Consider the following 12,443-nt stretch of genomic DNA (forward strand, 5'->3'; position numbering starts at 1 on the left):
CCGCCTCGTCTGCGCGAGACGCCCTGTCCGCGCGAGCCGTTCCTCCCGTCTGCGCGAGCCGTTCCTCCCGTCTGCGCGGGACGCCCCGTCTGCGCGAGACGCCCCCCGTCTGCGGACGACGCCGCGGTGCGCGCGAGACGCCTCCGAATTCGGCGGCGTCTCGCCGAGGTGGCGGCGGTTCGGCGGCCGGCGGCGTCCCGTCGGTCAGTTGACGTCCCGGGACCCGAGCCAGCCGGGAGACCCGGGCCGTGCCTCCAGGCAGGTGTAGCGTGACGCCCCCCGTCTGCGCGTGACGCCCCCCGTCTGCGCGTGACGCCGCGGTGCGCGCGAGACGCCTCCGGATTCGGCGGCGTCTCGGCGAGGTCGCGGCGTCTCGGCGCGGCGGGGGGCGTCTCGGGGACCCGAGCCGGACTGGAGGCGCGGGGCGCGCCTCCAGCGTCGGCAGCCGTCGCTGAGAGGGTGCGCAACGCGCGCGCGGCGGGATGCCGAGCCCCGACGGCCGCGTTATCGTCGTCGTCGTGCCCAGCCAGAAGCCCCGCGTCCGCCGCGTCCCCGTGGCCATGCCCGAGGGAGCGACCTCGGGACAGCCGTGGTACCGGTCGCTGCACTTCTCCGGGTTCAGCTTGCTGATGCTCGCGATCATCGTGCTCTTCGTCGTGGTGCTCGCCCCCTCGCTCCGCACGCTCGTGCAGCAGCAGGACCAGATCACCGACATGCAGCGGCAGGTCGCGGCGCAGAAGGCCGACGTCGCGCAGAAGAAGCACGACGTGGCGCGCTGGGACGACCCCGCTTACATCGAGGCACAGGCGCGCGACCGCCTGCTCTACGTGTACCCGGGCGAGGAGAGCTACCTGGTGATGGGCAGCGAGGCCGGCGCTTCGGCCACCCCGGCGCCGAGGACCGAGTCCGGCACCCCGGTCAGCTCGACGGTGCAGACGCCGGACGTGGACTGGGTGCGGTCGATGCTCTCGTCCGTCCTCGAGTCCGGGCTGTCGGACGAGACCGATGACGAACTCGAGCGCCGCGGCGACACCGGTGACGGCAGCGGCAGCGACACCGACCGCGGGACGGACAGCGGCTCGTCCCCCGAGTAGGGCCGACGCGCGGAGTCGGGTAGGCTCACGTGCCCGTGACGACCCCTCCGTTCGACCCGCCGACCGCGCACGACGTGCAGGTGGTGACCGCCCAGCTCGGACGCCCCGCCCGTGACGTGATCGGCATCGCTGCTCGCTGCGTCTGCGGCAACCCGACGGTCGTGTCCACGAAGCCCCGCCTCGGCAACGGCACCCCGTTCCCGACGCTCTACTACCTCTGCCACCCGGCAGCCACCGCAGCGGTCAGCACCCTCGAGGCGAACCAGGTCATGCCCGAGCTGGCCGCCCTCCTCGAGGACGCGGACACCGCTGAGCAGTACCGCCACGCGCACCAGGCGTACCTCGACGACCGTGAGTCGATCGAGCACGTCGAGGAGATCGCGGGCATCAGCGCCGGTGGCATGCCCACCCGCGTGAAGTGCCTGCACGCGCTCGTCGGGCACGCCCTCGCCGCCGGACCCGGCGTCAACCCCATCGGAGACCTCGCGCTGGAGCGCGCGGACTGGTCGCCGTCCCGGTGCGAATGCCGGGCCTATGATGAGGATGCAGACGCCGGAGTCGGGGTGGGTGGCGGCGAGTCCTGACCAGCCGCCCAGCAGTCCAACCACCCCAAGGAGATCACCAACCGTGCCCAAGATCCTCGTCGTCGGCGGCGGCTACGCCGGCTTCTACACCGCATGGAAGCTCGAGAAGCACCTTCGCAACGGCGAAGCCGACGTCGTCATGGTGGACCCGCTGCCGTACATGACGTACCAGCCGTTCCTCCCCGAGGTCGCCGCCGGGTCGATCGAGCCGCGTCACGCCGTGGTCTCGCACCGCCGCCACCTCAAGTCGACCCGCGTCGTCACCGCGAAGGTCACCGGGGTCGACCACGCGAACAAGACCGCGACCATCACCCCCCGCGGTCGGTGAGCCGTGGCAGGAGTCGTACGACCAGATCGTCATGACCGCCGGCGCCGTCTCGCGCACCTTCCCGATCCCGGGCGTCGCGGACGAGGCCATCGGCCTGAAGACCATCGAAGAGGCCGCGGCGATCCGCGACAAGATCCTCACCAACTTCGCCAAGGCAGCGAACCTGCCGGCCGGCCCCGAGCGGCAGCGTCTGCTCACGGTAGTCGTCGTCGGTGGTGGCTTCGCCGGTATCGAGGTCTTCGCCGAACTCCGCTCCTTCGTCTCGGACCTGCTCAGCAGCTACCCGCAGATCGCCTTCGAGGACACGCACTTCCACCTCGTCGAGGCGATGGGCCGCATCATGCCCGAGGTCTCGCTCGAGACCTCGCACTGGGTGCTCAAGAACCTCGCCGAGCGCGGGGCCACCGTGCACCTCGAGACGCAGCTCGCCTCGGCCGTCGGTGGCGTCTGCCAGCTCAAGGCCAAGGACGAGTCGATCGAGGTCATCGAGTCCGACCTGATCATCTGGACCGCCGGCGTCATGGCGAACCCGATGGTCAAGGGTACCGACTTCCCGCTCGAGCCCCGCGGCCGCATCACGGTGCAGCCCGACCTCCGCATCGTCGACGAGGGCACGGTCATCGCCGACGCCTGGGCCTGCGGTGACGTCGCGGCCGTCCCGGACCTCACCGGTGGTGGCGTCGGCGGCATGTGCGTGCCGAACGCCCAGCACGCGGTCCGTCAGGCCAAGCAGCTCGCGAAGAACCTCGTCGCGACCCTGCGCGGCGAAGCCACCGTCGACTACAAGCACGAGAACCTCGGTGCCGTCGCCGGCCTCGGTCTCGGCATCGGTGTCTTCCAGTCCGGCAAGTTCGCGATGAAGGGCTTCCTGGCCTGGGGTGCCCACCGCGGCTACCACGGTCTGGCCATGCCGTCGTGGGAGCGCAAGATCCGCGTCGTCGGTGACTGGGTCTCCGGCTTCTTCCTCGGTCGCGACATTGTGTCGCTCGACGACCGCGAGACGCCCCGCGCCGCGTTCGAGGCGTGGGCCTCCCGTCCGAAGCCGGCCGTCGAGGCTGCTCCGGAAGCCGAGTCCCCGGCCGAGGGCCAGCCCGCCGGCGCTGCCGGTCCCGCGTACGCCACGCCCGCCGAGGACGTCTCGAAGGCCGCCGAGCCCGTCGGCGCCGGCGAGTCCGCCAAGACCGAGTAGGCAGCGCACACCCGCTGTCGAGAGGGCGGCCACCCGACGGGTGGCCGCCCTCCGGCGTCGGTAGGCTGTCCCGGCGCGGCCGCCCGTCGCCGTGCGCCCCCCGTGGCCCAATCGGTAGAGGCATGCGACTTAAAATCGCCGAGTTGTGGGTTCGAGTCCCACCGGGGGTACGGAGATCGGACGGGCATCCGACTCAACATCGCCGAGATGAGGGTTCGAGTCCCTCCGGGGGGTACGGAGATCGGACGGGCATCCGACGCAACATCGCCGAGATGAGGGTTCGAGTCCCTCCGGGGGGGTACGGAGACCGGACGGGCATCCGACTCAACATCGCCGAGATGAGGGTTCGAGTCCCTCCGGGGGGGGTACGGAGACCGGACGGCACGCCCGCCGTACTCGTTACGCTGACCAGGTGGTCGGGATCGGGAGCGCGCTGACGAACCTTCGGGACGCGCTCCGGCGCCCCGAGGCCCACGTCGAGGTCATCGACGGCGAGACGGTCCCCGTCGGCATGCTGCTCGGCACGCTCGGCGCACTGCTCCTCGACGCCGGCAGCTCGGTCACCGACGTCCGCTCAGCGCTCGAGAAGGCCCGCGACGCAGCGGGTGTCGGCAACGGCCTCGCCATCGGGGTGCTGCCCGCGCTCGTCATCGTCAGCGAGACCGCGACGGGCGCCGCGACGATCGTCAACGCCGAGGGCATCGAGCTCTCGTTCCGCCAGTCCGCCCGCGCCAACCGCCTGGTGCTCGGTCTGGAGCGCGGCGCGATCGCCCTCGCCGAGATCCCCGCCCGGGTCCGGAGCATCCGCCAGGGCACGCGACCACCGGCCCCGCTGCCGTGGGTGCTCGGCAATGCACTGACCTCCGCCGGGCTCGCGGTCGTGTTCCGGTGCCCGTGGTGGGCGGTCCTCCTCGCGCTGGTGGTCGGGGCGCTCGTCGGGGTCATCGGCCTGCTGCTCCGGCGCTTCCGTGAGGCCGTGGCCGTCGTGCCGTTCCTCGCGGCCTTCTGCTCGACCGCCGTCGTCGGACTCGTCGCCGCTGGCACGGGCTTCGACCACGTCCCGCTGTACGCCGTGTGCGCGCCGGTCGCGGTGTTCGTGCCCGGAGCACTCATCACGAACGCCCTGCTCGAACTCACCGCCGCCGACATCGTCACGGGGTCGGCTCGTCTCATGCAGGGACTCATCATGCTCGGCTTCATGGCCGCCGGGATCGCGGCGGGGAGCACGGTGACCGGCCTCCGCATCGACCCGACCTCGGCGGCACTCGTCGGCGAGGTCGCGGGCATCGGCACCGACCGACCCGGCTGGGAGGCCGTCCCGGCGCTCTGGGCGTCGTGGGTCGCCGTGGTGGTCCTCGCGACCGGCATCAGCCTCGTCTTCGGATCCGGGTGGCGCCTGACGGCGGCGTCGGTCGTCGTCATGGTCACCGCCTACGCCGTCGTGTCGTTGCTCACGCCGCTCAGCGGCAGCGTCGTCGCGACGGGCCTCGCCGCGGCGCTGCTGTTCGTCGCGACGCGTGTCCTCGAACGCATCGTGCCGGTGGTGCCGGCGACCGTGTCGTTCCGGCCGGCGTTCCTGCTGCTCGTGCCCGGCACGGTCGGGCTGGTCGCGGTCGCGACGTTCGACGCCGCCGCGCTCGCGACACCGCTCGCGACCTTCGTCAGCCTCTGCGTCGGGACGAAGATCGGCGGGCTGCTGCCCGGGCTGTTCGCCCGGTCCGCGCCGACCCACTGACCGAGGGGATCCGGCAGCCGGCGCCGGAACCACCTGGCGTCTACGACCGGGACACGTCGTCCCGTTCTGGAGGCTCGGTCTCCGCCCGCCGGACAAGTGAGCGGACTGCGCGTGGTGGGCTTCCCGGCCGACGCCGTGCCGGTCATTGTCGGACCGGTGCCCGGTCCATGAGGCGTGTGCGAGCCTCCCGGCCGACGTGTGCCGGTCGCTGTCGGACCGGTCGCCGCTCCGTGCGGTGCATGCGGGCCTCCCCGCCGGCGCGCATCCGGTGCGCGCCCGCCGCCGCCGCCACGGAACCGGTCAGGACGCGGAGGCACCTCCGCGGAGCCGGGGCCAGAGCAGGACGGCTGCCGCGAGGGCGACCACCACCGCGACCGCGGAGGCCCAGGCGACGAGCGGCAGGTGCGTCCCGGTCGGGCCGGAGTAGACCGCCGCGGCCAGACCGACGGCGACGGCCTCGAGGGCGCCGTACCGCGGACGGGACACGGCGGCGAGGGCTGCTCCTGCCGACCCCCGGAGCGGCAGGAGCGTCACGACGAGTGCGCCGAGGCCGCCGACGCAGAGCGTGCTGGCGAACTCGGACACGAGCGAGGCGGTGAACCCGGACCCGGCCGTCACACTGTGCACGACCCATCCGACGGCCGCGAGGACGAGCAGGGTCACCGACCGCCACGTGGCGCTCCGCGCACAGGCCGCGACACCGTTCCCGAGTCGCATGGCGGCGGTGTCCACGTCGGTGCGGCCGACGGGTACCAGGAGGACGCCGACGACGAGGGCGGGGGGAGAGGTCCGCGGTGCGGGTGAGGCCGCTCGCGACGACCGCCGCGAGCACGAGACCGGGTGAGACCCGGAAGGTGACGGCTCGTCGATCCTCACCAGCAGCCCACCGCGTCGCGAGCACGACACCGGCCGTGAGCACGACGACGCCGGCGAGGACGGCCAGGGCGAGTCGGACGTAGCGAGCCTCGAGGGCGATCCCGGTGCCCAGCAGCGTGGACACCGCGGCGAGCGTCGTGCCGACCGCGATCGAGACCCAGGCCGGCAGTGCGTCGTCACCGCGTGTGCGCTCGGACCGGGGCCGGTTGCGGCCCGTGAAGCGGGAAGCGGGACGCGGCAGTCGCCCGCGGAGGGCGCCGGCGAGGACCCGCACCGGTCCGGCCACCAGGAGCAGGAACGCGGCGGCGACGCCGACCGCGATCGCGAGCGTGCGCCAGGAGAACGAGGACTGGATCGTGGGGACCGCGTGGTCGTACGCCGTGGCGACCGTCCAGTCACCTGCTGGGCCGGACCAGTCCGGCCTTCCGTCGGGTCGGCCGTCGGTGCCACCGCCGGGCACGCCCGCGGAGGGTGGGCCGTCGGCGGGGCTCCCCGGTCCGCCACCGGGTCCGTCCTCGGGGTCGGACTGCTGTCCTCGGCCGGGCCGGGGCGTCGGGGCCACGGCGCCGCTGCCGGAGGAGGGGCGGTCGGCGCCCGGGTCCGATCCGGACCCGTCGGTGGGCGACGGCCCGGCGGCCGACGGCCCGCTCACGCGGACCGGGACCGCGGGCGCCGCCCGGGAGGTGTTGCCCGCGACGTCCTGCGCCCCCCGCGCTGATGCGGTGGGCGCCGCCACGGAGCACGTCGGCGACGCGGCACGACCACGTCCCCGACGCCGTGACCTCCGCCCGGCACACCGCGACGTCGTCGACGTAGGCGGTCACGATGGTCCCGGGCTCCGCGGTGCCGGCGATGCGGACCGAGCGTGCGCCGACGACCGCGGATGCCGACGGGGTGCCGATGCGGGGAGCGGCCGGGGCCGTCCGGTCGATCGTGATGCTGCTCGGCGGCGAGACCGCGCTCCGGAGGTCGGAGCGGTACCCGTCGGCCGTGCTCGCGGTCTGCGTCGCCGTCACGGTGGACGGGCCGTCTGCGGGCGCACCGGGACCGACGGCCCAGGAGACGTGCCAGGTGCCGGCGGGCCCGACGACCGCGGTGCGCACGGCCGTGCTGCCGGCCCGCGTGACCGTCACGGTCGCGCCTGGTCGGCCGGTGCCCGTGACGGCCCCGGCGGTCGGTCGCCGGGTGGTGACGACCGGTGGGACGATCACGTCCGACGGAGCGGCGTCGGCGCTCGGGAGGGACGAGGTGGTCGTGTCGAGGACGGTGAAGACCTGCGCCGGTCCCGAGTGCACGGTGCCCACGCACGACCAGGTGCCGTCGGCCCTGGCGGTCGTCCGGCACACCGAGGCGGACGGGACGGCGGGGTCGGCGACGCGGACACCGTGACCCGGGGCGGCACGGCCGGAGAAGCGCGCGAGGTCGGTCGTGAGGTCCCCGGGGTCGGCGATGGTCGGCGCCGTCGGGGTGCCGCCCGACGGCGGCGCCACGGGTGTCCGGCTCGGTGACGGGCTCGGTGCGGCGGGCGCCGGGACCGGGTTCGCGAACGTGGGTGGCTCGGTCGGCGGCGCGGTCGTGCCGGCACCGGGCAGGGTGGAGGGGACGGCGGCCACCGGTACGGCGTCGAGCGGGACCAGCACGAGGGGTACCAGGACGAGACCGGCCGCGGCGAGGAGCAGGCGGGCGACCGTGCCACGGCTCCGGGATCGCCGAGCCCGGGTACCGCCCCTCGCGCCCCGGTGTCCCACGTCGCCCCCCTGCCGTGTCCATCCCCCTCCATCCCACGTGATCAGGCGCCCCGGGTCAACACCCCGCGCGGACGATCCGGCCGGTTCTGCGCCGATCGTCGCCCGAGCCGGGCGTGGTCCGCGAGCAGGGTGTGCGGCACTCGGGAATCGGCCGTGAAGATCCTCCCCCCGGTGAGGGCGCTCCGACCTGCTCGGTAAGATCGTCGAGGACCTCCCTGGTCCGCCCGACGGACCCTGGTGGTCCGGCACGACCGCGGCCCGACGCGCAGAGGAGCACGACCGAATGGACACCGGACTCATCACGGCACTCATCGTGGTCGGCGTGGTGGTCGTCGTCCTCGTGGTGATCGGGATCTGGCTCTGGGTCAGTCACAAGTCGCTCGTCGCACTGCAGGGAAGGGTCGACAGCGCCTGGTCGGAGATCGCCGAGCACCTGCAGCAGCGTGCGGAGTTGATCCCGACGATCGTGAGCACCGTGCAGGGCTACGCCGCGCACGAGGAGTCCGTCTTCTCCGCCGTGGACCGGGCCCGCACCGAGACGCTCTCCGCCGGGGACGCCGTCGCGGCCTCCTCCGCCGAGGGGCACATGCAGAAGGCACTGAAGAGCGTCTTCGCGGTCGCCGAGCACTACCCGCAGCTCCAGTCGAGCCAGGGGTTCCTCGAACTCCAGTCGCAGCTCGTCGCCACCGAGGACAAGATCCAGTCCGCACGCCGGCACTACAACGGCGGCGTCCGCGAGCTCAACACCAAGGTGAAGTCGTTCCCCACGTCCACCTTCGCGAAGCACCGCGGGGTCGGGCCCGCTCCGTTCTTCGAGACGGCCGAGCCCGCCGCGATCGCGGAACCCCCCGCGCGTCCAGTTCTAGGCGGTCGCGTTCGTCAGCCGTCCCGTCGTGGACGGACACCCAGCGCGCCGGCCAGGTCCGCGGCGGCCGTCCCGCGGTCGGTGACCTCGACGTCGCCGAGCCCCTGCCACGCCGCTGTCCGGCGGAGCAGCGCCGCCAGGCGGTCGACGTCCACCACCGACCCGGGCTCGTGCCAGGCCGTCCGGACGTGCAGCACCCCGCGCTGCCGGTCGCTCTTCAGGTCGACGCGCCCCACGAGCGCCTCGTCCTGCAGCACCGGGAGCACGTAGTACCCGAACACCCGCTTCGGTGCCGGCGTGTAGATCTCGATCCGGTAGTGGAAGCCGAACACCCGCTCGGCACGCGGCCGGAACCAGACGACCGGGTCGAACGGGCTGAGCACGGCGTCGGCGTCGACCCGTCGCGGCACCCGTGCGTCGACGTGCATCCACGCGCGGTCCTTCCACCCCGCCACCGACACCGGGACGAGCTCGCCGGCGTCCTCCAGGTCGGCGATCGCCGCCGCGGTGTCGTCCGCGCGCAACCGGTGGTGGTCCGCCAGGTCCGCCCGGGTGCCGATGCCCACCGCGCGGGCCGAGCGTCGGACGAGTTCCCGGACGGCGTCCTGCCGGTCCGGAGCGGTCGCGAAGTACCCGGCCGGCAACACCTGGTCGGGGAGCGCGTACACCCGCTCGAAGCCGGCACGGCCCGCGCTGACGACGTCGCCCCACCGGAAGAGCTGTTCCAGCCCGTGCTTCACGTCGCTCCAGCCCCACCAGGGGCCCCGGCGCACGTTCGACTCGTGCTCGACGGCGCTCGCCGGCATCGGCCCCTGCGCCGCGAGCAGCGCGAGGAGCTCACCGCGCACCCGGGCGGTGCGTTCGACCCCGGCGACCCGGTTCGGCCGCGTCGCGTCCCGCTCCCGGTACGCGTCCATGCGCCAACGGAACAGGCGGAGGTCGTCGCGCGGGACGAACGCCGCCTCGTGCGCCCAGTACTCGATCCACGGGCTGCGCTGGGTGAGCGTCAGCCGGTCGAGGGCCGCCTTGTCGTAGGCGCCGAGGCGTGCGTACAGGGGGGAGGTAGTGGCTCCGCTCGAAGACGTTGACGGAGTCGATCTGCAGCAGGCCGAGACGTGCCGCGCCGGCCGACACCGTGCGCGCCGTGACCGCTTCCGGTCGGGGCCGGCCGAACCCCTGCGCGGCCAGGGCCACCCGGCGGGCCTCGGAGGCGGAGAGTGTCGTCCTGACCATGGGGGGAACGCTACCGACGGCGCCCGACACCGCGTGCCGATCCGGTCCATGCCGCGCCCGGTACTCCTGCGGCATCGCGTGGATACAGTGAGCGCATGGCTTGGGTCAAGAAGGCGCACCCCGATCCCGTGGTCGAGGAATCGGTGCCGATCGGCATGCGGATCGCGGGGGGCGTTCTCGTGGCGGGTGCTCGTCATCGCGGGCGTGATCGCGCTCTTCGTCTGGCTGATGACGATCTTCAGCGACATCCTCGTCCCCTTCCTCGTCGGCATCGTGATCTCCGCGCTCCTGGTGCCGATCTCGAACCGGCTGCAGCGGCACCACGTGCCGAAGTGGCTCGCCGTCGTCCTCAGTCTGCTCGGCGGGCTCGCCGCGGTCGCAGCGCTGCTCTGGCTCGTCATCGACCAGATCATCGCGTCGTACCCCTCGCTCCGCGACCGCACGGTGTCCCAGTTCGGCAACGTCCGCGAGTTCGTGCTGAACTCCGGATTCGGGATCTCACAGGCGGACGTCGACAACTGGATCGGGGAGGCCACCACCTGGGTGCAGGACAACACCGGGACGATCCTGTCCGGTGTCGCCACTGCCGGCTCGAGTGCCACGCACGTGTTCGAGGCGCTCTTCATCATCCTGTTCACCACGATCTTCCTGCTCATCGACGGCAAGAACGTCTGGCGCTGGACCGTGCGGCTCTTCCCGCGCAAGGCCCGCGCGACCGTGGACGGGGCCGGCGTCGCGGGGTGGATCACCCTGACGAGCTTCATCCGCGTGCAGATCTTCGTGGCCTTCGTCGACGCCGTGGGCATCGGCCTCGGTGCGTTCATCGTCGGACTGTTCTTCGGCGGCATGCCGCTCGTCATCCCGATCGCCGCGATCGTGTTCCTCGGTGCCTTCATCCCGGTCGTCGGTGCGATCGTCACCGGCTTCCTGGCCGTCTTCGTCGCACTCATCTTCAACGGTCCACTCGCCGCGGTGCTGGTGCTCGGCGTCGTCCTGCTCGTCCAGCAGATCGAGGGCCACATCCTGCAGCCCCTCGTGATGGGCAACGCCGTCAAGGTGCACCCCCTCGCGGTGGTGCTCGGTGTGACCGCCGCGTCCGGGCTGGCCGGCATCGCCGGGGCGTTCTTCGCGGTCCCGCTCATCGCGACGCTCAACGCGATGGTCACGACCATCGCGAGCGGCCGGTGGCGGGGACTCGACTCGGAGCACGTCCGCGAGGCAACCCCGAAGCGCGGCCAGCACGGCCGCATCCAGCTCCTCCGACGACGTCGTCACCAGATCGGCGACGACGTCCCGGCACCGGGCAGCGACGCGCAGCCCGCGGCCGAGCCCGGGACCGCCAGCACGAACTGAGCGTCACGTGGCACGCGACCGCTCCGCGACCGACGATGATGGGACCGTGACCGACACGACTGCAGCCCCGATCCCGACGCTCGCCGACATCGAGGCCGCGCGCGAGACGATCGCCGGGGTGGCGCGGGTGACCCCGATGGAGACGTCGAAGTTCCTCGAGGGCCTGCTCGGGTCGCCGGTGCACCTCAAATGCGAGAACCTGCAGCGCACCGGCGCGTACAAGGTGCGCGGTGCCTACAACCGGTTGTCCACGCTGTCGGCCGAGCAGCGGGAGGCCGGGGTCGTCGCCGCCAGCGCCGGCAACCACGCGCAGGGGGGTCGCCTTCGCCGCCCGCGAGCTCGGCATCCCCGCGACGATCTTCACGCCGGTCGGTGTCGCCCTGCCGAAGCTGCAGGCCACCCGCCGGTACGGGGCGGACGTCGTCCTGCGCGGGCACTCGGTGGAGGAGGCTCTCTCCGCCGCCAAGGACTTCGCCATCCGCACGGGCGCCGTGTTCATCCCGCCGTTCGACCACCCCGCGGTGATCGCCGGTCAGGGCACGGTCGGCCTCGAGATCGTCGACCAGGTGCCCGACGTCGACACGGTCGTCGTGCCGATCGGCGGCGGCGGCGTCATCTCCGGCATCGCGATCGCGGTGAAGGGGATGGCCGAGCGCCTCGGTCGTGACATCCGGGTCATCGGCGTGCAGGCCGAGAACGCGGCCGCCTACCCGTCGTCGATCCAGGCGGGGGGAGCCCGTCACCATCACGACGAGCCCGACGATCGCGGACGGCATCGCGGTCGCGCGCCCGGGCGACATGAACTTCCCGATCATCCGCGATCTGGTCGACGAGATCGTGACCGTCTCCGACGACGACGTCGCCCGGGCACTCCTCGTGCTGCTCGAGCGCGCGAAGCTCGTGGTCGAGGCCGCCGGTGCCGTCGGCGTCGCGGCGATCATGGCGGGCGCGGTGCACGACACCGGCCGGACCGTGGTCCTCCTCAGCGGCGGCAACATCGACCCGCTCATGATGGAGCGGGTCATCACGCGCGGACTCGTCGCCGCGTCCCGCTACATCGGGATCCGGATCATGCTGCCGGACCGTCCGGGTCAGCTCGCCCGCGTCTCGCAGATCATCTCGGACGCCGGCGCCAACGTCGTCGAGGTCCTGCACACCCGCCACGGCCAGGGCGTGGTGATCAGCGAGGTGGCGCTCGACCTGTCGATCGAGGCGCGCGGGCCCGAACACGCCGACGAGGTCATGGCCCGGCTGCAGGAGGCCGGCTTCCGCCCGGAGCAGCTCACGAACTGACGCGCGCTCCTGGGGCAGGACCGTGCTGCGCACGGCGACGGCCTGGAGGCCCGGGCCGACCCGGCGGACGGCGGTCGCGCCTCCAGGCCGTCGCGACGGTCAACGACCTCCGGCCCGCCGTGCGCGGCGGGCACACGACGGCCCG

Annotated in this window: 7 protein-coding genes, 1 tRNA gene and 3 pseudogenes; 8 read left to right on the forward strand and 3 right to left on the reverse strand. The window is 73.1% G+C overall.

Going from position 1 to position 12,443, the window contains the following annotated elements; all coding sequences use genetic code 11:
* Window positions 1–518: 518 nt before the first annotated feature.
* From DEJ15_RS06165 to DEJ15_RS06185, 5 genes and pseudogenes are all read left to right on the forward strand, one after another.
* Complete coding sequence (locus DEJ15_RS06165; protein ID WP_110823980.1) at window positions 519–1,094, forward strand: FtsB family cell division protein; 576 nt, start codon at window positions 519–521, stop codon at window positions 1,092–1,094.
* A gap of 35 nt (window positions 1,095–1,129) precedes the next feature.
* Window positions 1,130–1,678, forward strand: coding sequence for a DUF501 domain-containing protein (locus tag DEJ15_RS06170; RefSeq protein ID WP_110823620.1), 549 nt, complete (start codon window positions 1,130–1,132; stop codon window positions 1,676–1,678).
* 43 nt (window positions 1,679–1,721) lie between these two features.
* Window positions 1,722–3,195 (forward strand): annotated as a pseudogene (locus tag DEJ15_RS06175) (NAD(P)/FAD-dependent oxidoreductase).
* A gap of 96 nt (window positions 3,196–3,291) precedes the next feature.
* Window positions 3,292–3,365 (forward strand) — tRNA-Leu (locus tag DEJ15_RS06180).
* Between the two features lie 242 nt (window positions 3,366–3,607).
* Window positions 3,608–4,930, forward strand: coding sequence for a threonine/serine exporter family protein (locus DEJ15_RS06185; RefSeq protein ID WP_181419411.1), 1,323 nt, complete (start codon window positions 3,608–3,610; stop codon window positions 4,928–4,930).
* A gap of 300 nt (window positions 4,931–5,230) precedes the next feature.
* Here DEJ15_RS06185 and DEJ15_RS06190 read toward each other — a convergent pair whose 3' ends face one another.
* Window positions 5,231–5,662 carry a hypothetical protein gene (locus DEJ15_RS06190; protein WP_284175898.1) on the reverse strand — a complete coding sequence of 144 codons (432 nt, stop codon included), beginning with the start codon at window positions 5,660–5,662 and terminating at the stop codon, window positions 5,231–5,233.
* Window positions 5,663–6,201: 539 nt separating this feature from the next.
* Window positions 6,202–7,554: an Ig-like domain-containing protein gene (locus DEJ15_RS06195; protein WP_284175899.1), complete on the reverse strand. Its 1,353-nt coding sequence runs from the start codon at window positions 7,552–7,554 to the stop codon at window positions 6,202–6,204.
* A 298-nt stretch (window positions 7,555–7,852) separates the two neighbouring features.
* On the opposite strand from DEJ15_RS06195, the pseudogene DEJ15_RS06200 reads away from it, so the two are divergent.
* A pseudogene (locus DEJ15_RS06200) lies at window positions 7,853–8,420 on the forward strand (LemA family protein).
* A 13-nt stretch (window positions 8,421–8,433) separates the two neighbouring features.
* Here the strand turns inward: DEJ15_RS06200 and DEJ15_RS06205 are convergent.
* Window positions 8,434–9,924, reverse strand: coding sequence for a winged helix-turn-helix domain-containing protein (locus tag DEJ15_RS06205; protein WP_349814828.1), 1,491 nt, complete (start codon window positions 9,922–9,924; stop codon window positions 8,434–8,436).
* On the opposite strand from DEJ15_RS06205, the gene DEJ15_RS06210 reads away from it, so the two are divergent.
* Together DEJ15_RS06210 and ilvA are read left to right on the forward strand one after the other, a co-directional pair.
* Entirely contained in the window at window positions 9,839–11,005 is a 1,167-nt protein-coding gene (locus tag DEJ15_RS06210) for an AI-2E family transporter (RefSeq protein ID WP_284175900.1), read from the forward strand. The two genes, DEJ15_RS06205 and DEJ15_RS06210, sit on opposite strands and share 86 nt — an antisense overlap.
* 46 nt (window positions 11,006–11,051) lie before the next feature.
* A pseudogene (ilvA, locus tag DEJ15_RS06215) lies at window positions 11,052–12,298 on the forward strand (threonine ammonia-lyase).
* The last annotated feature ends 145 nt before the right edge of the window (window positions 12,299–12,443 follow it).

This window comes from Curtobacterium sp. MCJR17_043 (genome assembly GCF_003224315.2).
GTDB lineage: Bacteria > Actinomycetota > Actinomycetes > Actinomycetales > Microbacteriaceae > Curtobacterium.

Excerpts from the sequence above, each read along its gene's own strand:
- DEJ15_RS06205 (WP_349814828.1), bottom strand. The coding sequence starts at position 9,924 with ATGCCGACGAGGAAGGGGACGAGGATGTCGCTGAAGATCGTCATCAGC.